The sequence below is a fragment of the Streptomyces regalis genome (genome assembly GCF_001509475.1).
GTDB lineage: Bacteria > Actinomycetota > Actinomycetes > Streptomycetales > Streptomycetaceae > Streptomyces > Streptomyces regalis.
Map to the genome: position 1 here is coordinate 1 of NZ_LLZG01000400.1, position 18,679 is coordinate 18,679.

Sequence of the window (18,679 nt, forward strand, 5' to 3'; positions counted from 1 at the left end):
GAAGGGGCTCCGCCCCTTCGACCCCGCCAGGGGGCTGCCGCCCCCTGGACCCCCGCTTCGGCCCTGAACGGGCCTCGTCCTCAAACGCCGGACGGGCTGGATGACCGACCGGCGCTGGGACGTGACCGTCAGCACCGTGAGGCGAAGCCCCTGCGGGTGGGTGGGGGCCAGGGATGGTCGTGTTTGTGCCCGGCACACGGCCGCCAGAGGTTTCTGGCGTAGGCATCCGGTGGGACCTGAGCCCGTGGTCGTGGCGTCCGATGCCTCAGACTGGAACCCATGACGATTCACGAGAACCTCCTCGGGGGCCCGCCCCCGACCCACCTCCCCGACGACCCCGAGCCGCGCGAGCTGCTCGCCGGCGGAACCGCGCCCGCGGACGTCGCCGCGAAGCACCCGACCTCCTCGCTGGCCTGGGCCCAGCTGGCGGACGACGCGTTCGAGCGGGGCAGTGTCGTGGAGTCGTACGCCTATGCCCGTACGGGCTACCACCGCGGCCTGGACGCGCTGCGCCGGAACGGCTGGAAGGGACACGGTCCCGTCCCCTGGGAGCACGAGCCGAACCGCGGCTTCCTGCGTGCCCTGCACGGCCTCGCCCGCGCCGCCGGAGCCATCGGCGAGCAGGAGGAGTACGAGCGCTGCACGCAGTTCCTGAAGGACTCCTCGCCGACGGCGGCCCAGACCCTGGGGTAGTCGAAGAACGAGAACCTCTGGCCCGCCTGTGTGATCAGGCGGGCCTTGCCTTTTCGGCGGACCATCGAAGAAGATGCCCGGCGGGGACCGGGGCCCCCGTGTCGATAACGGCAGGGGCGGACCGCTACCCGGAGTTACAACAGGAGACAGCGATGTCCCACGAGGCTCACGAGGCTGAAGAGCCGTCGACTCCGCATCTCGACTTCGCAGGCACCACGCCGTACGAGGACTACGTACAGGCGGATGTCCTCACCCACCTCCAGCACACCCTCTCCGACGACCCCGGAGAGATGGTCTTCCTGGTCACGACCCAGGTGATGGAGCTGTGGTTCACGGTCATCGTCCACGAGTGGGAGACGGCGACGAACGCCCTCCGCGAGGACCGGGTGCCGGTGGCGATCGACGCGCTCAAGCGTTCCGTACGGGAACTGGAGGCCCTGAACGCCTCCTGGAAGCCGCTCGGCCAGCTCACGCCGGCCCAGTTCAACGCGTACCGCAGCGCCCTCGGTGAGGGCTCCGGCTTCCAGTCGGCGATGTACCGGCGCATGGAGTTCCTGCTCGCCGAGAAGTCCGCGTCCATGCTGGTCCCGCACCGCGGCGCCCCGCGCGTTCACGCGGAACTGGAGAAGGCGCTGCATGAGCCGAGCCTGTACGACGAGGTGCTGCGCTTCCTCGCCCGGCGCGGCTGCGCGGTCCCGGAGAGCGTGCTGAAGCGCGACGTGTCGCAGCGGTACGAGCCGTCGGCCGCGGTGGAGGCCGTCTGGACCGGCATCTACGCAGGCGACCAGAACTCCGAGCTCGCCCGCCTCGGCGAGGCGCTGACCGATGTGGCGGAGCTGGTCTGGCGCTGGCGCAACGACCACCTGGTCGCCACCCGGCGCGCGATGGGCGCCAAGGCCGGTACGGGCGGTTCGGCCGGGGTGGCCTGGCTGGAGAAGCGGGCGCAGAAGAACGTGTTCCCGGAGCTGTGGACGGCGAGGTCTCATGTCTGAGTTCGCGGAACTCGCCGCCAAGGCGGGGGCGCTGGACGCGGCCGACGAACTGGCCGCTGCCCGCAAGCAGTTCGTACTGGATGAGGTTGTCTACCTCGACGGCAACTCCCTGGGCGCCCTCCCGGCGAACGTCCCGGGGCGGGTCGAGGACGTCGTACGGCGCCAGTGGGGCGGGCTGCGCATCCGGTCCTGGGACGAGAGCGGCTGGTGGACCGCGCCCGAGCGGATCGGCGACCGGATCGCTCCGCTGGTGGGGGCGGCGCCCGGCCAGATCGTGGTCGGCGACTCGACAAGTGTCAATGTTTTCAAGGCGGTTGTTGCGGCCGTGCGGATGGCGAATCCCGTTGTCGGCGGGGGCGGCCGGGACGAGATCCTGGTCGACGCGACGACCTTCCCCACGGACGGGTACATCGCCGAGTCGGCGGCGCGGATGACGGGGTGTGCGCCGCGGCCGGTGACCCCGGCGCAGGTGCCGGGCGCGCTGTCCGGCCGTACGGCCGCCGTCCTGCTGAACCACGTCGACTACCGCACCGGCCGGCTGCACGACCTGCCCGCACTCACGGCCGCCGTGCACGCGGCGGGGGCGTACGCCGTCTGGGACCTCTGTCACAGTGCGGGTGCGCTGCCGGTGGGGCTGGACGAGCACGGCGTCGACCTGGCGGTCGGCTGCACGTACAAGTACCTGAACGGCGGGCCGGGTTCGCCGGCGTACCTGTATGTGCGAAGTGACCTGCAGGACCGCTTCGACTCCCCGCTCCCCGGCTGGAACTCGCACGCCGAGCCCTTCGGCATGCGCAGCGACTTCGCACCGGCGGCGGGCGCACTGCGCGGTCGCGTCGGCACGCCGGACATCCTCTCCATGCTCGCCCTGGAGGCCGCGCTGGACGTCTGGGAGGGCGTGTCGATCGAGGCGGTGCGGGCCAAGTCGCTCGCGCTGACCGACTTCTTCCTGGAGTGCGTCGGGGCGTATGTGCCGGACGGGCGCGTGGAGTCGGTCACTCCGGTGGCCCATGCGGAGCGCGGCAGTCAGGTCGCGCTGCGCTGCGAGGGTGCCGGGGACGTGATGAAGGCGCTCATCGAACGGGGCGTGGTCGGCGACTTCCGCCACCCGGACGTGCTGCGCTTCGGTTTCACGCCGCTGTACGTCGGGTTCGCGGATGTGGAGCGGGCGGCGCGGGTGCTGGCCGAGGTGCTGGGGGAGGCGCGGAGACGCTAGGGCCTGTCCGGCGGATCAGGCCGGCTGCAAGAAACAGTGCAGACCGGCCGAGCCGAGCGGTGCCTGGTGCGTGCAGCTGCAAGGCGGAGGAGCCGTGTCGATCAGCCGCTACCGCAGCGGGCGACGCGATGGGGGTCCCCCCGCTCGAGCGAAGTCGAGAGTGGGGGAGTCGGCGACCGACGACAACGCGGCTGGGGGTCCCCCCTCTGGGGAGCGCGTGCCAGGCACCGCGACGCCGGCATGATCCACCGGACAGGCCCTAACCGACGTACACCCCCGCCACGGCAGCCGCATGCGCCGCCCGCGCGGCGCGCTCCGCGGCGGGGGCGTCGGGGATCACCCCGGTCGTCAGCAGCTGGTAGTAGAGGGGGGCCGACACCGCCCGTACGACCGCCTCCGCGTCCGTACCGGTGGGCAACTCCCCTCTGGCGACGCCCTGTTCGACGCAGGGTGCCCACTCCGCGACCCTCACCTCGTAGAACCGCCGCAGCGCCTGCGCCGTGCGTTCGTCGCAGGTCGCCGCGGCGATGACGGCGCGGAACAGGGCGCCCTGCCGGGAGTCCGCCAGCGTCCGCTGCACCAGCGCCGCGTTGGCCCGCAGGTCCCCGAGCGCGGACCCGGTCTCCTCGCGCGGCAGCGACTGCTCGGCCATGTCGGCGAGCAGGTCGGCCACCAGCCCCGTCACCGAGCCCCACCGCCGGTACACGGTCGTCTTGCCCACCTCCGCGCGGCGGGCGACGTCCGCGAGGTCGAGGCAGTCGAAACCCTGCTCCACGAGCACATCTCCGGCCACCCGCAGGACGGCCGCACGGACACGCGCGGTACGCCCTCCGGGACGTACGGTGCCGGGTTCGGCGGACATATCGGCCTCCTTGGTGCACGTACGAGCTGTGGTGCGATGCGCGCTGCCAGCGTAACGAAACCACAGGGCCGTTTAGCCCTCACCGAGCGTGACATCCGTGTGTTGGCGCACGTCACCCGCCTGATACCGTCCCCGCCAGCGCGCCGAATTCCCACCTGGTCCGCCACCCCCGCTTTCCCCCAAATCCGTTTCATTGCTGAGAGGTTGGAGCATGCCGGACGACGTCGCAGCAGCCCGGGCCGCTGCCGAAGAGGAGTCGGCCTTCTCGCACCCGCCCGTCGACCCCGACGCCATCGCCTCGTACGGCGACCACCCCGACCAGGTGATCGACTTCTACGCGCCGCGCGGCGAGGCCGGGCCGGATGGTCTGGCCCCGCTGGTCGTCGTCCTGCACGGCGGGGCGTGGCGGGCTCCGTACGACCGGCGGCATGTCACGCCGTTCGCGGACTTCATGGCTCGGCGGGGGTTCGCCGTGGCCAATGTGGAGTACCGGCGGGGGGCGGACGTCACGCAGGGTGCGGGCGGCGCGGCGGATTCGAGGGCGGGCGGCGGTCCGGTCGCCGGACGCTGGCCGGACACCTTCGACGACGTGGCCGCCGCGCTGGACGCGCTGCCCGCACTCGTACGGGAGACGCTCCCGCAGGCCGATCCACGCCGGACCGTGCTCACCGGTCACTCCGCCGGCGGCCACCTGGCTCTCTGGGCGGCGGCCCGCCATGTCCTCCCCGCGGACGCCCCCTGGCGCATCGCCCGTCCCGTGCCGCTGCGGGGTGTCGTCGCGCTGGCCCCGATCGCCGACTTCACGGTCGCCGACAAGCTGGACGTCTGCGGGGGTGCCGCGCGGCAACTCCTCGGCACAGGAGTGGAGTTCGCCGAGCGTCAGCCCTACGCCGACCCCGCGCTGCTGCTCCCGACCGGCATCGCGACGACGCTCGTCCAGGGCCGCGCGGACATCGTGGTCCCGCAGGCGGTCGCCGAGTCGTACGCGGATGCGGCGGCGAAGGCCGGGGAGGTGGTCGGTCTGACGCTGCTGGAGGACGTCGGGCACTTTCCGCTGATCGATCCGGCGGCGGATGCGTGCGCGGTGGTGGTGGAGGAGATCGCGCAGCTGGCTTGGTGAGGCGGCGCCAGTCTCCTACGGGGTGCGCCCCTTCATACCCGTAATACCTGAGAGCTACGTCGCAGGTGAGCTCCCTGGCGGGACGCGGACGACGAAGCCGGATCCGTAATTTCCCCTCCAGACAAGCCCGTTGGCCGGGCGGACTGGAAGGGGAAGGCGACCATGGGGCGCACCACGGGGGCAGCCGGGACGGGCGAGCCGGAGAAGAAGACCCACCGCAGGCACAGAGGGCGCCGAGCTCTGCTCGCCACCCTGATCACCGGTGCCGTGGTCGTCCCGCTGTCCGGCGCCGCACGTCCTGAGATCCCCGCCCCGGCCCCGGCCGCCCTCGCACCGGTGACGGCGGCGACCCTGGACGAGGCGTACGCGGCCAACCGCGCCAACGCCGCCGAGGCGTCCCGCATGGCCGTGGCCCACGGCAACCGCGAACGGGCCGCGGCGGACCGCGCGATGGCCGCACCGTCCCGCCACTTCCTCTCCTTCGACGGCCGCGGCGCCGGTCTCGCGACGGAGGTCTTCGGCGACCTGGCCCACGCCGAGCGCATCGCGGTCCTGGTCCCGGGCTCCGACACGTCCATCGACACATACGACCGTTTCCGCGACGCCGCCCGGGCCCTGCACGAACGCCTCACCCGGGAAGCCCCGCAGGGCACCGGCACCGCGGTGGTCGCCTGGCTCGGCTACGAAACCCCGGCCACGGTCAGCACCACGGTCACGACGGCGGGCCGAGCCGAGGAGGCGGCCCCGAAGCTGCGGGAGTTCATACGGCAGCTGCGCGCCCTCGCGGACCGCTCCTCGAACACCGATGGCGGGCCGGACGGGCCGGCCGGGCCGACTGGCAGGAAACCGCGCATTTCCCTCCTCTGCCACTCCTACGGCTCGGTGGTCTGCGGCCGTGCGGCCTTCCACCTGGACGTGGACGACATCGTCCTGGTCGGCAGCCCCGGCACCGGCGCGGACACCGCGGCGGCCCTGCACACCCCGGCCCGCGTCTGGGCGGCCCGCGGCAGTGACGACTGGGTGGCGGAGGTGCCGCACGTCAGGCTCGACCTGCTCGGCACGACCGTCGGCTTCGGCACCGACCCGATGTCCCCGTCCTTCGGCGCCCGGGTCTTCGCGGCGGGCGGCGGCGGCCACAGCGACTACTTCAGGGCGGGCTCGACGTCCCTGGCCAACCTGACCCGCATCGTCCTGGGCGAGACCTCGGAGGTGACCCATGGCTGAGTCCGAGTCCGAGTCCCCTGCTGAAGGGCGCCTGCGCGGCGCGTGGAAGGGCATACGCCGGGGCGCCGCCCGTGTCGACGCCGTCACCCCCGCCGACCGGGACCGGGCCGTCGACGCCCTGCGGGCCTTCGCCATCCTCGGTGTCGTCCTCGGCCACTGGCTGGTGACGGCCCTGGTGGCGGACGGCGGAGTCGGCCTGCGCACCGCGAGCCCGCTCCACTACATGCCCTGGCTGGCCCCGATCTCCTGGGTCTTCCAGACCCTCGCCGTGTTCTTCCTGGTCGGCGGCCATGTGGCCACCCGCGGCTACACCTCGGCCCGAGCGCGCGGCGTGGGGACACCTCCCGCTCGAGCGAATTCGAGAGTGGGGGAGTACGGACAGTGGCTGGCGTCGCGTCTGTCCCGCCTGTTCAAGCCGGTGGCGGCGATCCTCACCCTGTGGACGGTGGCGTCGGTCCTGCTGCTCCTCTCCGGCACGGACGCCGGCACCATCCACACCCTGCTCAAACTGGCCCTGTCCCCGCTGTGGTTCCTGCTGGTCTTCGCCGCGCTGACGGCGGCAACGCCCCTGCTCCTCCGCCTCAACCCGCTCTGGCCCCTCGCGGTCGTCCTCCATGTGGACCTGATCCGCTTCGGCCTGGGCGGCCCCGCCTGGCTCGGCTGGGCGAACGTGGCGGCCGGCTGGTTGGTGCCATACACCCTGGGAGCGGCCTGGACCCGGGGCGAGCTGGAGCGCCGCCGCGCCGGCTGGATCCTGCTGACGGGCGGCGCAGCGGCCACGGCCGCACTGATCGCCTGGGCGGGATACCCCGCGTCCATGGTCGGCGTCCCCGGCGCCGGAATCTCCAACCTCAACCCGCCCACGCTGGCCGCCGTCACCTTCGGCCTGGCCCAGTGCGGCCTCGCCCTGCTCCTTCGCGAGCCACTGCGCCGCACGATGCGCCGCCCCCTGGCCTGGGCGGCGGTGGCCCTGCTCAACCTCTCGGCGATGACGATCTTCCTCTGGCACCAGACGGCCCTGATGGCGACCACAGCCACGGGCCTGACGGCAGGCCACCTCCCCGGCCTGCACACCGTCCCCGACCACCTCGGCTGGGTGGCGGCCCGGCTGGCCTGGCTCCCCCTGTTCACCCTGGCCCTGGCCCTGTGCTGGACGGCATTCCGCACCTACGAGCAAGGCCCTCGCCGCTCGACCGGCCGCCGGTCCAGGGTCGTCCGGTCCCACCCGGCATCTCGCGGCAGTGCGGCGAAGGAACACCACCATGCCTAGGGTTGGTCGCGTGACGGAGACGGGGATCCAGCACGCGTTCGTGAGTCGAGTCCGGCGCTGGCTGCGGGTACTGCGCGACGACCTGTGGACCCTCAGGGCGGACCCGCTGCCCCCCTCCACGTGGGTGCGCTGGCTGCCGCACGGCGTGCTGTGCCTGGTCGCGTTCGGCGTCACCCTCGGCGCCGTGGCACAACTGCAGGACAACGGCGGGGTGGGCGCCCAGGTCGCCTTCCTGATCGGGCTCGCGCAGGGTGGCGCGGTCATCCTCGCGCTGTGGCGGCCGGTCCCCGCGTGGTGGCTGTCGACGGCGGCCATGGTGGGGGGCGCCGTAGAGGTGCGCCGCCAGCTGCTGGCCGGTGGCGCGCACGACTTCGTCTGGCCCTGGACCGCGGCCGGGATCATCGGTCAGATGGCCGTGCTGCTCCTGCTCGCCCTGCGGGTACGCGCTCGGGTGTCCCTGGAGACGCTGGTGCTGACCGCGCTCGTCACCTACGTCATCCAGGGGCTGTGGGGGGCGCGCGACTACCAGCCCACCGGAGTGCTCGCGATCATCCTGTTCGCGGTGGTCGTGCTGCTCGGCACGGCGCTGCGCGGTCGCCGGGAGGCCCGTGCAGAACTCGGCCGGCAGACCACCATCACCGCCGAGGAGCGGGCCCGGCGCACCCTGCTGGAGGAGCGCACGAACATCGCCCGCGAACTGCACGACGTGGTCGCCCACCACATGTCGGTGATCTCCATCCAGGCCCAGGTGGCCCCGCACCTGGTGGAGAACCCCTCCGAGGAGCTGAAGGAGAACCTCGCGGGCATCCGGCAGAATGCCCTGGACGCGCTCACCGAACTGCGCCACGTCCTGGGCGTCCTGCGCTCCGAGAACCGGGAGGACCCCTACGGCCTCGGCGAACCCGGCACCGCAGCCGCCCCGGACGCCCCCCAGCCCATGCTCGACCGGCTCGACGCCCTCATCGACAACACTCGTGCCGCCGGACTGGACGTCGTCACCGACATCAGGGGCGAGGCTCCCCAGTACCCCACGGGCGTGGAACTGTCCGCGTACCGGATCGTCCAGGAGGCGCTCAGCAACGCCCTGCGGCACGCACCGGGCTCGGAAGTGCGCGTCGAGATCTCCCACGACTTCCACGGCCTGCATCTGGGCGTCGTCAACTCCCGCCCGCAGCAACGCGTTCCGCCCTCCCCAGGCGCGGGACACGGCCTGCTCGGCATGCGCGAGCGAGCGGCGATGCTCGGTGGCCACCTCACCGCGGCCCCTACCCAGCAGGGCGGTTTCGCGGTCTCGGCCTTCCTCCCGCGGGGCGACACCCCGCCCACTGCCCATCCCTGACAGGAGAACCGTCCCCATGACGAGCAGCCCCATCCGCGTAGTCATCGCCGACGACCAGCAGATGGTCCGGCAGGGATTCACCGTGCTGCTCAACACCAAGCCCGACATCGATGTGATCGGCCAGGCGGTCGACGGCCTGGACGCGGTCGCGAAGGTCGCCGAACTCACCCCCGACGTCGTGCTGATGGACATCCGCATGCCCGAACTCGGCGGTATCGAGGCCACCCGCCGCATCACCACCGAGTCACCGCACATCAAGGTGCTGGTGCTGACCACCTTCGACCTCGACGAGTACGTGTACGAGGCGCTGCGCGCGGGAGCCTCGGGCTTCCTCCTCAAGGACGCCTCCGCCGACCAGCTGGCCGAGGCGGTACGGGTCGTGGCGGCCGGCGACGCGCTGCTCGCGCCCGGCATCACCCGTCGTCTGATCGCCGAGTTCTCCCGCCTGGACGACCGGCCCCGGGCCCCGCTCAAGGAACGCGTCGGCGACCTGACCGAACGGGAGACGGAGGTCCTCGCCCTGATCGCCCAGGGCCTGTCGAACGCGGAGATCGCCGAACGCCTCGTCGTCGCCGAGCAGACCGTGAAGACCCACGTGGGCCGCATCCTGGTGAAGCTGGGGCTGCGCGACCGGACGCAGGCGGCGGTGTTCGCCTACGAGTCGGGACTGGTGCGGCCGGCCGGATACTGACCGCGGGTCCCGGCGGGGCCCGCGCCGGGCACGACCAGCGGGGATACCCGTAGTACCTGAGATGGACCTGCGGGAACCCCTCTCCGTGGGGACGACCGTGACACGGCCTTGCGCCTACCGTTCTGTATGTGACCGAGACGACCCAGATGCCGACCCCGCCGGGGGACGCGGCCAAGCAGCGCACCCCGGAGCTCCGGCTGGCCGCGGGCGCCCTGCACGGGCTGCGGCAGGACCTGTTCCACGACGCCTTCGCCTACCGCCCGCTGCCGCGGATGAGTGTCGACGGATGGCTGACCCGTCGGCTGCCGGGCCGCCTGCGGGAGTACGCGGGCTGGACACCGCACGCCGTGCTGGCCACGGCCGCCCTGATCGCGCTGCTCATGGCCACCGTCGACAACGACAGCGCGGCCGTGCTGCTCGGTCCGCTCGCCGTGATCCCGATCCTGCTGACCATGCTCCGGCCGGTCGGAGCGTTCTGGTTGTCCATGGCGGCCACCCCGGTCAGCCAGGTCTTCGGCAGCTCCTCGGACGGCTGGCCCTGGCTGCCCGGCAGCTTCGCCTGCCATCTGATCGTGCTCACGGTCGTGGCGATACGCACCAGGCCGCGCACGGCCGCGTACATGTGGGCCGTCACCGCGGCGTACGGCTTCGCGGCGGACGTGCTGTTCGGCCCGGGGTACTACTACGGCGACGACACCGCCCCCATGCTGGTCTTCTCCGCGCTGGTCCTGCTGGTCGTCGCCGTCTGGCACACCCGCAGGGAGGCCCGGCAAGAGGTGACCGCACAGCAGACGGTGACCGCCCACGAGCGCTCCCGGCGCACCCTGCTGGAGGAGCGCACGAACATCGCCCGCGAGCTGCACGACGTGGTCGCCCACCACATGTCGGTCGTCGCCATCCAGGCCGAGGCCGCCCCCTACCGGGTGGAGAACCCGCCGCCGGAGCTGGAGCGGGCCTTCGCCACCATCCGGGAGAACGCGGTGGCGGCCCTGACCGAGCTGCGCCGCGTGCTGGGCGTCGTGCGTGCCGAGGACTACGAAGCGCCGGACGCCCCGCAGCCCACGCTCGCCGACCTGGACGCGCTGCTGGCCAATGTGCGCGACGCGGGTCTGGACGTGGAGAAGACGGTGACCGGAGCGGTGCGCGCACTCCCGCAGGGCGTCGAGCTGTCGGCGTACCGCATCGTGCAGGAGGCGCTGAGCAACAGCCTGCGCCACGCCCCCGGCGCGAGCGCCCGCGTCGAGATCGGCTACGTCCTCGGCGGCCTGGGCCTGCGCATAGTCAACGGCCCGCCGCCCGCGCCGGCACTGGTGAAGCCCTCGCCCGGCGCCGGGCACGGCATCACGGGCATGCGGGAGCGCGTCACCATGCTGAACGGCGAGATGACGGCGGGCCCTTCGGACGAAGGGGGCTACGAGGTGACGGTGTTCCTGCCGGTCACCACGACGACAGAGGACGGCTCATGAGCATCCGCGTGCTGATCGCGGACGACCAGATGATGGTGCGCGAAGGCTTCTCGGTCCTGCTGAACGCGATGCCGGACATCGAGGTCGTCGGCGAGGCCGTCAACGGTCGGGAGGCGGTGGACCGGGTCCGCGATCTCTCCCCCGACGTCGTGCTGATGGACATCCGCATGCCGGAGCTGAACGGCATCGAAGCCACCCGGGAGATCGTCGCGGCGAACGGTGCGGCCAAGGTGCTGGTACTGACGACCTTCGACCTCGACGAGTACGTGTACCAGGCGCTGCGCGCGGGAGCCTCGGGATTCCTGCTGAAGGACGCCTCCGCGCGCCAACTCGCCGACGGGGTAAGGGTGGTGGCGGCCGGCGAGGCCCTCCTCGCCCCCTCCGTCACCCGCCGGTTGATCACGGAGTTCTCGAAGCTGTCCGACTCCCCGCGCCTGATGTCCTCCGCGCACGCGGCGTACGGGGATCTGACCGAGCGGGAGACGGAGGTGCTGGTGCTGATCGCGCAGGGCCTGTCGAACTCGGAGATAGCCGAGCGGCTGGTGGTCGCCGAGTCGACGATCAAGACCCACGTCAGCCGGATCCTGGTGAAGCTGGGCCTGCGGGACCGTACGCAGGCGGCGGTTTTCGCATACGAGGCGCGGCTGGTCACGCCGGGCTGAGGGCTGAGCCGTACGGTGAGGGGATGGAACAGCGCATCACGTTGATCACGCTGGGAGTCTCCGACCTCGCCCGGTCCAAGGCTTTCTACGAGGCCCTGGGCTGGCGGGGGCAGGAGGTCGAGGAGACCGTTTTCTTCCAGGCGGGTGGCCTGGGGCTGGTGCTGTGGGGCCGGGACAAGCTGGCGCGGGACTGCGGTCTGGAGCCCGGGCAGGCGGGCGGCTTCGGCGGGATCGTCCTCGCGCACAACGTCCGGTCCGAGGCCGAGGTCGACGCGCTCCTCGCGGCCGTGGAAGGGGCCGGCGGGACCGTCACCAAGCCGGCGGCCGTCAACGCCATCGGGTTCTACTCCAGCGCCTTCGTCGATCCCGACGGCCACGCCTGGGAGGTCGCCCACAACCCCGGCTTCCCTCTCGCCGAGGACGGCACGATCACTCTCCCCGACTTCGGCGCGGCCTAGACCCCTGGTCACAGAGGGGGGCGGCGGTCTAACGTCCGTGCATGGCAGCTCCTTCCGACCTCGCTTTCGACCCCTGGGACCCGGGGTTCCTGGCCGACCCGTACCCCGCCTACGCCGCACTGCGTGCCCGGGGCCGGGTGCAGTACTTCGAGCCCACGAACCAGTGGCTGGTGCCGCACCACGCGGACGTCTCGGCGCTGCTGCGCGACCGCCGCCTCGGCCGGACCTACCAGCACCGGTTCACGCACGAGGACTTCGGGCGGACAGCGCCGCCGCCGGAGCACGAGCCGTTCCACGTCCTCAACGACCACGGGATGCTCGACCTGGAACCGCCGGACCACACCCGGATCCGTCGGCTGGTGTCGAAGGCGTTCACGCCGCGCACGGTGGAGCAGCTGAAGCCGTATGTGCGGGAGCTGGCCGGTGACCTGGTGGCGGCGCTCGTCGAGAAGGGCGGCGGCGACCTGCTGACGGACGTGGCGGAGCCGTTGCCCGTCGCCGTGATCGCCGAGATGCTGGGCATCCCGGAGCCGGACCGGCCGCAGCTGCGGCCCTGGTCGGCGGACATCTGCGGGATGTACGAGCTGAACCCGTCGCAGGAGACGGCGACCAGGGCGGTCCGTGCCTCGGTCGAGTTCACCGAGTACCTCCGCGAGCTGATCGCGGCCCGCCGCAAGGAGCCCGGCGAGGACCTGATCTCCGGCCTGATCGCGGCGTACGACGAGGGCGACCGCCTGACCGAGCAGGAGATGATCTCGACGGCCGTCCTCCTCCTCAACGCCGGCCACGAGGCCACGGTGAACGCCACCGTCAACGGCTGGTACGCCCTCTTCCGCAACCCCGACCAGCTGGCGGCCCTGCGCGCCGACCACTCCCTGGTCCCCTCGGCGATCGAGGAGCTGATGCGCTACGACACCCCGCTCCAGCTTTTCGAACGCTGGGTCCTGGACGAAATCGAGATCGACGGAACGGTGATCCCGAGGGGCGCGGAGATCGCGATGCTGTTCGGTTCCGCGAACCATGACCAGGCGGTCTTCGAGGCCCCGGACCAGCTGGACCTTACGCGCAAGGAGAGCCCGCACATCTCCTTCAGCGCCGGGATCCACTACTGCATCGGTGCTCCGCTGGCCCGGATCGAGCTGGCGGCGTCGATGACGGCGCTGCTGGAGAAGGCGCCGACGTTGTGGTTGGCGGCGGAGCCGGAGCGGAAGCCGAACTTTGTGATCCGGGGATTGGAGGGGCTGCGCGTCGAGGTGGGGTGATCACACGTTCGGCTGATCACCGAGAGATTCCGAGCGACGTTCACGAGTGACTCGTCAAGCTGGTGCCCGCCTGCGAAGGGAGGCACCACGACGGGCACTTCGGATCAGCTGTTGGTGGCGGAATTCGAGCGGATCGCGGCATTTGCCGAGCGCGAGATCGAGACCGTCCGTTTCGAGTTCCTTGGCGGTCGGATCGGGCTCAAGAAGGCGACCCATGGCAACCATGGCAGTCTCGTCATGTGGTTGCTCCACCAGTGGATGCAGTCCAGGCCCGAGCTCGGCCTCTACCCGTCGCGGGGACTGAAGGTGGAGGCACATGGCCAGGGCCGCGTCCTGCCCGACGGCGTGCTGGCGCCGGTCGGGCACTTCTCGGGGGACGGGGACTGGTCCGATCCCGACGGTGTGCTGATGACGGTGGAGATCACGTCGCATGACCCGTACACGCACCACTGGGACCGTGTGGAGAAACCCCGGGCTTATGGCGAGGCTGGCATCCCGTTCTATCTGCTGATCGACCGTGGCAACTGCACAGTCACCCTGTACAGCGAGCCGGACCCGCGCGTCGGATACCGCTACAGTCGCCGAGCTGCCTTCGGCGCGAAGCTGTGCCTGCCAGAGCCCCTCGGCATCGAACTCGACACCGAGAAGCTCAAGCAGTACGTCGACTGAGCCGCCCCGTCAGGTCGTCATGTCCCGCCGCCGCAGCCCCGCCAGGCCCGCGGCGGTAAGCACCACCGCCAGCCCCAGCAGCACCAGCACCGGCCCCCACTCCATCCCCCCGCCCGGCAGCTTCGGCAGATGCCCGAACGGCGACACATCCAGCACCGCCTGCGGAGCATCCAGCGCCGGCCCGACCCAGCCGATCAACAGCACCGCCCCGGCCACACCCCACGCCGCCACCGCCGCCCGCGGCAGGACACCGTAGAGCAGGACCGCCAGCCCGCCGACGACCCACACCGCGGGGAGCTGCACCAGGCAGGCCCCCAGAATCGGGCCGAGCTGCTTGCCGTAGCCGACGGCGAAACCCAGCCCTGCTAGGAGCATGATCAGCGCGGCTCCGGTGAAGGCGATCATCAGGTGACCGCCGGCCCAGCGCAGCCGGCCGACGGCGTTCGCCAGCACCGGTTCCGCCCGCATCGAGGTCTCCTCGCCGTGCAGCCGCAGGACCGACCCGACGACGTACAGGGCGGCGATCAGCCCGAGCATGCCGACCATCGAGGCCAGGAAGGCGTCGGTGATGCCGGACTGCCCGCCCATGCGCTGGAAGATCTCGCGGGCGTTCTCGTTGTCGCCGACCAGGTCGGCCACGCCCTCCGTGAGCCCGCCGTAGACGACCCCGGCCAGGAAGAAGCCGATGCTCCAGCCATACACGCTGCCGCGCTGGAGTCGCCAGGCCAGTGCGCCTGCCGTACCCAAGCGCCCCATAGCCGGTCCCGGGCGGGTGGGCAGGAAGCTCATGCCCACGTCCCGGCGTCCGGCCAGCTCGTACGCCATCGCCGCCTGGACCGCCACCGCCGCCGCGAACAGCAGCAGCACCCACCAGCGTTCGTCTGCGTACGGCCGCAGGTTCTCCAGCCAGCCGAGCGGCGACAGCCACGTCAGCACCGAGGAGCCGTCGGTCGTGGCCGAGTCGCCCGCCGCACGCAGTACGAAGGCCGTGCCGAGCACCGCTGCCGTGAGACCCCGGGCAAGCCGTGCGCTCTCCGTCAGCTGCGCCAGGATCGCCGCCATCGTGGAGAACAGCATCCCCACGCCCGCCAGCCCCAGCCCGAGGGCCAGCGCCCCAGTCGCCCCCTGGCCCGCCAGCCCTGCCGCCACCAGCAGCGCCAGTACCGCGTTCGCAACCGCCGCCGCGAGCAGGGCCGCCGTCAGGGACGCCCTGCGGCCCACCATCCCGGACGCCACCAGTTCCTGACGGCCGCTCTCCTCCTCGTCCCGGGTGTGCCGTACGACGATGATCAGGCTCATGACGGCCGCGAGGGCACCGGCGTACACGCCGCCGCGCCAGGCCGTCAGCGCGCCGAGGTCGGTGTCGAAGACCGGGCCGATCAGCGCGCGGAAGGAGGCGTTGGTCGCCACCTGGTGGAGCAGGTCGGCGCGTTCGGCCGGGGTGTCGTACAGGTTCTTCAGCGTGTTCGGCATGGAGAGGACCATCAGCGCGTTGACGCCGACCCAGATGGGGATCATCACCCGGTCCCGGCGCAGCGCGAAGCGCAACAGCGTGCCGGTGCCCGCGAGTTGGCGGCCGGACCTCGGTACCGCGAGCGTCGTCATCGGGCCGCCGCCTTCTCCTGGTAGTGCCGCAGGAACAGCTCCTCCAACGTCGGGGGCGTCGAGGTCAGCGACCGCACACCCGACTCACTCAGCGACCGCAGTACGGCGTCGAGTTTGTCGGTGTCGACCTGGAGCCGGACCCGGCGGCCCTGACCCCTCCCAATTGACTGAACGGCGAGGTCGTGGACGCCCGGCAGATGGGACAACCCGTTGGGCGGGCCGGCCAGTTCGGCCGTGACGCTCGTGCGCGTCAGATGGCGCAGGTCGGCGAGCGAACCGCTCTCGACCGTACGGCCCTTGCGGATGATGCTGACCCGGTCGCAGAGCTCCTCGACCTCGCTGAGGATGTGCGAGGAGAGCAGGATCGTACGGCCGCGCTCGCGCTCCTCCTCGACGCAGCGCTGGAAGACCTCCTCCATCAGCGGGTCCAGGCCCGAGGTCGGCTCGTCGAGGATGAGCAGGTCCACGTCCGAGGCGAACGCGGCGACGAGGGCGACCTTCTGGCGGTTGCCCTTGGAGTAGGTGCGGCCCTTCTTCGTCGGGTCCAGCTCGAACCGCTCGACCAGTTCGGCACGGCGTCGGGTGTCGAGGCCGCCCGCCCGTCGCCCACCACCACCCTGCCTGACGCGCTTCGCGCGGCCCCCATCATGGAGACGGCCGTAGAGGTCGATGACCTCGCCGCCGGACAGGTTCCGCCACAGGGTGACGTCCCCCGGTACGTAGGCGATGCGCCGGTGCACCTCCACCGCGTCCGCCCAGGGGTCGCGGCCGAGCACCTGCGCGGCGCCCGCGTCGGCGCGCAGCAGGCCGAGCAGGACGCGGATGGTGGTGGACTTGCCGGCGCCGTTGGGGCCGAGGAAGCCGTGGACCTCGCCGGTCTCGACGTCCAGGTCGAGGCCGTCGAGCGCATGCGTCTTGCCGAACGACTTGTGCAGTCCGGAGACGGTGATTGCCTTCGTCATGCTTCAGAACGTACGCTTCTTTCAGAAATTTGTGAAGTTAAGGAAGCGTATGAAGGCCCTTTAGGATGGACGAATGACGGAATCAGTCGAGGCCGGCCGTGACGCGGAGTCCGTGTCGAAGTTCGTGGAGTCGTTCGCGGCGCAGCTCGTCGAGGCCGGGATGCAGCGCATGGCCGCCCGTGTCTTCGCCGCGCTCCTCGCCTCCGACAAGGGTGTGCTGACCTCCGCCGAACTGAGCGAGCAGCTGCAGATCAGCCCCGCGGCGGTCTCCGGCGCGGTGCGCTACCTGGCCCAGACGCACATGGTCTCGCGCGAGCGGGAGCCCGGCTCGCGCCGGGAGCGCTACCGGGTGCACGGCGACCAGTGGTACGAGGCCCTGACCAACCGCGAGGCCGTCCTCAAGCGGTGGGAGGCGGCTCTGCGCGAGGGTGTCAACAGCCTCGGCGGGGACACCCCGGCAGGTCGCCGCCTGGCCGAGACGCTCGCCTTCTTCGAGTTCATCGAAGGCGAGGTCGCGGCGATGATGGAGCGGTGGCGGGTGCACCGCGAGAAGACCTTCGGCCAGGGGTGATCTCCAAATCGGAAGATCGACTGCGCGAGCGTGACGGAGTGGCTACGCTGGGTTGCGGCTGGTCTGCCTCAGAGGGAGGGTGCATCATGACATTGATGACAGAGCGACCGACGATGAGCGGTACCGAGCCCCGCGGCTTCGAGGTGTTGCTGGACGACCTCGACGAGCTGATCATGCCGGACGGCTACAAGGCCGAGATCATCAGGGGGAGCATCGTCTTGTCGCCGTTTTCGAAGGGGTACTACACCGACGTCATGGAACTGGTCTGCGATCAGCTCCGGCCCTGTCTTCCCGAGGGGCACCGCGTCAGCTACGGGCCGAATCTGTATGTCTTCCCGGGGGATGAGCGTGCATACGGACCAGATGTCCACGCGGCACCTCGACGAGCGTTCCGGACTACCAGCAACCGTCTGGACGGCGAAGCCCTCTCCTTCGTCGCCGAGCTGACTTCCCCTTCCACCCGTGACGACGACCTGACCGACAAGGTCCGTGTCTACGGCAGGGCAGGCGTCCCCGTCTACCTCCTCCTCGACATGCAGGAAGATCAGGCCACCGTGTTCTGGACGCCCTCGGCCAAGGGCTACGAGTCACACTGCACCAGGCCGTTCGGCGAGAAGCTCCCGATCCCCGCCCCGTTCGACTGCACGCTCGACACCACTGGCTTCCAGGCCCCCGAAGGCGAAGACGACTGACCGCTCACCCCGCCCCCGGCACCGTAAGCCCCCAAGCCCCCTCCCGCACCACCCACGTCCGCGTCCGCACCGGCCCCGACACCACCCCGTCCGCCCGGTACCGGAAGTGCGCCCCCGACACGGTCACGGTCCGTCCCTCGGCCAGCAGCGGCGAGGCCTCCGCCCCCACCGAAGCCGGACGTACCTCGACCTCGGCCACTCCCGTGGCCCCCGGCGCGACCGACACCGCCTCCAAGGGCTGGTCGAGGTCCACCAGCGTCGTCCCGTCGATCTCGACCCGCAGCCGGGAGGGCCCGGGCGCGGCAGCGGACGTGGCCCGCGACGGCGCCAGCGTCCGTACGAGCGACTGACACGTCCGCAACCAGGACCGCCCCGCACCCGGCCCCGCCGCGGTCGCCCCGTTGGCCCCGAGGGCTCCGTCGGCCCCGTTCCTGCCGGCTGGCCCGGCAGGGTCCCGTATCGGCGGGATCCGCAGCGCCCCCAGCACCACCCCGTCGCTGTCATCGACGAGCAGATCCAGCCGTCGCTCCACCCCGTCGAGGACCGCCCGGGCGGCCGCGACCGCTCCCGTCGGCACCCCCAGCGAACCGGCCAGGGACAGGGCCGCCCCGACCGGCACCACCGACAGCACACATTCGGCCAGCTCCCGCCGCCGGTGCAGCAGCGACACCGCCCGCAGCAGAGCCCGGTCGTCGCCGACCACCACCGGCCGTCGCGACCCGCGCCGAGCCAGTGCCCGGGCGAATTCCTCCGGCCCCTCCGGCAAGCACACTTTCGTCGCCGCACCCGCGCTGAGCACGTCTTTCGCGATCCTGACGGATTCCCCGTCCGTCCTCAGAGCGACCGGATCGATCACCACCAGCAGCTGATCGGACGTCGCGAAAGTCACCACCTCGGCCATGCCTCGCTTCCTCGGGTAGCATCT

At 71.5% G+C, this 18,679-nt stretch carries 19 protein-coding genes; 15 read left to right on the forward strand and 4 right to left on the reverse strand.

Annotated features, from left to right (window positions below):
- The first annotated feature begins 279 nt into the window (after positions 1-279).
- From ADL12_RS43250 to kynU, 3 genes are all read left to right on the forward strand, one after another.
- Positions 280-693, forward strand: a complete 414-nt coding sequence (locus ADL12_RS43250) for a DUF3151 domain-containing protein (RefSeq protein ID WP_062713820.1) — start codon at positions 280-282, stop codon at positions 691-693.
- 152 nt (positions 694-845) lie between these two features.
- Positions 846-1,685 carry a tryptophan 2,3-dioxygenase family protein gene (locus ADL12_RS43255; RefSeq protein WP_062713821.1) on the forward strand — a complete coding sequence of 280 codons (840 nt, stop codon included), beginning with the start codon at positions 846-848 and terminating at the stop codon, positions 1,683-1,685.
- Complete coding sequence (kynU, locus tag ADL12_RS43260) at positions 1,678-2,901, forward strand: kynureninase (protein ID WP_062713822.1); 1,224 nt, start codon at positions 1,678-1,680, stop codon at positions 2,899-2,901. The genes ADL12_RS43255 and kynU overlap by 8 nt, the downstream gene beginning before the upstream one ends.
- A gap of 259 nt (positions 2,902-3,160) precedes the next feature.
- Here the strand turns inward: kynU and ADL12_RS43265 are convergent, their stop codons facing one another.
- Positions 3,161-3,763 (reverse strand): TetR/AcrR family transcriptional regulator, encoded by a 603-nt coding sequence (locus ADL12_RS43265; RefSeq protein WP_062713825.1) that lies wholly within the window; start codon positions 3,761-3,763, stop codon positions 3,161-3,163.
- Positions 3,764-3,974: 211 nt separating this feature from the next.
- On the opposite strand from ADL12_RS43265, the gene ADL12_RS43270 reads away from it, so the two are divergent.
- The 10 genes from ADL12_RS43270 to ADL12_RS43315 all read left to right on the forward strand — a co-directional run bounded on the left by ADL12_RS43270 (position 3,975) and on the right by ADL12_RS43315 (position 13,924).
- The gene (locus ADL12_RS43270; protein ID WP_062713826.1) at positions 3,975-4,883 is read left to right on the forward strand and encodes an alpha/beta hydrolase; all 909 of its coding nucleotides are present in this window, start codon (positions 3,975-3,977) and stop codon (positions 4,881-4,883) included.
- A gap of 162 nt (positions 4,884-5,045) precedes the next feature.
- On the forward strand, positions 5,046-6,107 hold the full coding sequence (locus ADL12_RS43275) for an alpha/beta hydrolase (RefSeq protein WP_062713827.1): 1,062 nt from the start codon (positions 5,046-5,048) through the stop codon (positions 6,105-6,107).
- Complete coding sequence (locus ADL12_RS43280; RefSeq protein WP_062713829.1) at positions 6,100-7,377, forward strand: acyltransferase family protein; 1,278 nt, start codon at positions 6,100-6,102, stop codon at positions 7,375-7,377. The genes ADL12_RS43275 and ADL12_RS43280 overlap by 8 nt, the downstream gene beginning before the upstream one ends.
- Positions 7,370-8,716 (forward strand): sensor histidine kinase, encoded by a 1,347-nt coding sequence (locus tag ADL12_RS43285; RefSeq protein WP_062713830.1) that lies wholly within the window; start codon positions 7,370-7,372, stop codon positions 8,714-8,716. Before ADL12_RS43280 ends, ADL12_RS43285 begins: the two co-directional genes overlap by 8 nt.
- Positions 8,717-8,732: 16 nt before the next feature.
- Positions 8,733-9,407 (forward strand): response regulator, encoded by a 675-nt coding sequence (locus tag ADL12_RS43290; RefSeq protein ID WP_062713831.1) that lies wholly within the window; start codon positions 8,733-8,735, stop codon positions 9,405-9,407.
- 128 nt (positions 9,408-9,535) lie between these two features.
- Positions 9,536-10,873 (forward strand): sensor histidine kinase, encoded by a 1,338-nt coding sequence (locus ADL12_RS43295; RefSeq protein WP_062713832.1) that lies wholly within the window; start codon positions 9,536-9,538, stop codon positions 10,871-10,873.
- Positions 10,870-11,535, forward strand: coding sequence for a response regulator (locus tag ADL12_RS43300; protein WP_062713833.1), 666 nt, complete (start codon positions 10,870-10,872; stop codon positions 11,533-11,535). The genes ADL12_RS43295 and ADL12_RS43300 overlap by 4 nt, the downstream gene beginning before the upstream one ends.
- 23 nt (positions 11,536-11,558) lie before the next feature.
- Positions 11,559-11,993, forward strand: a complete 435-nt coding sequence (locus ADL12_RS43305) for a VOC family protein (protein ID WP_062713834.1) — start codon at positions 11,559-11,561, stop codon at positions 11,991-11,993.
- A gap of 41 nt (positions 11,994-12,034) precedes the next feature.
- Positions 12,035-13,255 carry a cytochrome P450 gene (locus tag ADL12_RS43310; protein ID WP_062713835.1) on the forward strand — a complete coding sequence of 407 codons (1,221 nt, stop codon included), beginning with the start codon at positions 12,035-12,037 and terminating at the stop codon, positions 13,253-13,255.
- Positions 13,256-13,363: 108 nt separating this feature from the next.
- Positions 13,364-13,924 (forward strand): Uma2 family endonuclease, encoded by a 561-nt coding sequence (locus ADL12_RS43315; protein WP_062713836.1) that lies wholly within the window; start codon positions 13,364-13,366, stop codon positions 13,922-13,924.
- Between the two features lie 9 nt (positions 13,925-13,933).
- Here ADL12_RS43315 and ADL12_RS43320 read toward each other — a convergent pair whose 3' ends face one another.
- Both ADL12_RS43320 and ADL12_RS43325 read right to left on the reverse strand, forming a co-directional pair.
- Complete coding sequence (locus ADL12_RS43320; RefSeq protein ID WP_062713837.1) at positions 13,934-15,529, reverse strand: ABC transporter permease; 1,596 nt, start codon at positions 15,527-15,529, stop codon at positions 13,934-13,936.
- A complete protein-coding gene (locus ADL12_RS43325; protein WP_062713839.1) occupies positions 15,526-16,491 on the reverse strand; it encodes an ABC transporter ATP-binding protein in 966 nt (321 codons plus the stop codon). The genes ADL12_RS43320 and ADL12_RS43325 overlap by 4 nt, the downstream gene beginning before the upstream one ends.
- Positions 16,492-16,564: 73 nt before the next feature.
- Between ADL12_RS43325 and ADL12_RS43330 the strand changes: the two genes are divergently transcribed.
- Together ADL12_RS43330 and ADL12_RS43335 are read left to right on the forward strand one after the other, a co-directional pair.
- Positions 16,565-17,062, forward strand: coding sequence for a GbsR/MarR family transcriptional regulator (locus tag ADL12_RS43330; protein WP_062713841.1), 498 nt, complete (start codon positions 16,565-16,567; stop codon positions 17,060-17,062).
- Between the two features lie 86 nt (positions 17,063-17,148).
- Positions 17,149-17,754, forward strand: coding sequence for a Uma2 family endonuclease (locus tag ADL12_RS43335; RefSeq protein WP_062713843.1), 606 nt, complete (start codon positions 17,149-17,151; stop codon positions 17,752-17,754).
- A gap of 4 nt (positions 17,755-17,758) precedes the next feature.
- Here ADL12_RS43335 and ADL12_RS43340 read toward each other — a convergent pair whose 3' ends face one another.
- Complete coding sequence (locus ADL12_RS43340) at positions 17,759-18,655, reverse strand: diacylglycerol kinase family protein (protein WP_062713844.1); 897 nt, start codon at positions 18,653-18,655, stop codon at positions 17,759-17,761.
- Between the last annotated feature and the right edge of the window lie 24 nt (positions 18,656-18,679).

Excerpts from the sequence above, each read along its gene's own strand:
- ADL12_RS43250 (WP_062713820.1), top strand. The coding sequence starts at position 280 with ATGACGATTCACGAGAACCTCCTCGGGGGCCCGCCCCCGACCCACCTC.
- ADL12_RS43255 (WP_062713821.1), top strand. The coding sequence starts at position 846 with ATGTCCCACGAGGCTCACGAGGCTGAAGAGCCGTCGACTCCGCATCTC.
- kynU (WP_062713822.1), top strand. The coding sequence starts at position 1,678 with ATGTCTGAGTTCGCGGAACTCGCCGCCAAGGCGGGGGCGCTGGACGCG.
- ADL12_RS43265 (WP_062713825.1), bottom strand. The coding sequence starts at position 3,763 with ATGTCCGCCGAACCCGGCACCGTACGTCCCGGAGGGCGTACCGCGCGT.
- ADL12_RS43270 (WP_062713826.1), top strand. The coding sequence starts at position 3,975 with ATGCCGGACGACGTCGCAGCAGCCCGGGCCGCTGCCGAAGAGGAGTCG.
- ADL12_RS43275 (WP_062713827.1), top strand. The coding sequence starts at position 5,046 with ATGGGGCGCACCACGGGGGCAGCCGGGACGGGCGAGCCGGAGAAGAAG.
- ADL12_RS43280 (WP_062713829.1), top strand. The coding sequence starts at position 6,100 with ATGGCTGAGTCCGAGTCCGAGTCCCCTGCTGAAGGGCGCCTGCGCGGC.
- ADL12_RS43285 (WP_062713830.1), top strand. The coding sequence starts at position 7,370 with ATGCCTAGGGTTGGTCGCGTGACGGAGACGGGGATCCAGCACGCGTTC.
- ADL12_RS43290 (WP_062713831.1), top strand. The coding sequence starts at position 8,733 with ATGACGAGCAGCCCCATCCGCGTAGTCATCGCCGACGACCAGCAGATG.
- ADL12_RS43300 (WP_062713833.1), top strand. The coding sequence starts at position 10,870 with ATGAGCATCCGCGTGCTGATCGCGGACGACCAGATGATGGTGCGCGAA.
- ADL12_RS43305 (WP_062713834.1), top strand. The coding sequence starts at position 11,559 with ATGGAACAGCGCATCACGTTGATCACGCTGGGAGTCTCCGACCTCGCC.
- ADL12_RS43310 (WP_062713835.1), top strand. The coding sequence starts at position 12,035 with ATGGCAGCTCCTTCCGACCTCGCTTTCGACCCCTGGGACCCGGGGTTC.
- ADL12_RS43320 (WP_062713837.1), bottom strand. The coding sequence starts at position 15,529 with ATGACGACGCTCGCGGTACCGAGGTCCGGCCGCCAACTCGCGGGCACC.
- ADL12_RS43325 (WP_062713839.1), bottom strand. The coding sequence starts at position 16,491 with ATGACGAAGGCAATCACCGTCTCCGGACTGCACAAGTCGTTCGGCAAG.
- ADL12_RS43330 (WP_062713841.1), top strand. The coding sequence starts at position 16,565 with ATGACGGAATCAGTCGAGGCCGGCCGTGACGCGGAGTCCGTGTCGAAG.
- ADL12_RS43335 (WP_062713843.1), top strand. The coding sequence starts at position 17,149 with ATGACATTGATGACAGAGCGACCGACGATGAGCGGTACCGAGCCCCGC.
- ADL12_RS43340 (WP_062713844.1), bottom strand. The coding sequence starts at position 18,655 with ATGGCCGAGGTGGTGACTTTCGCGACGTCCGATCAGCTGCTGGTGGTG.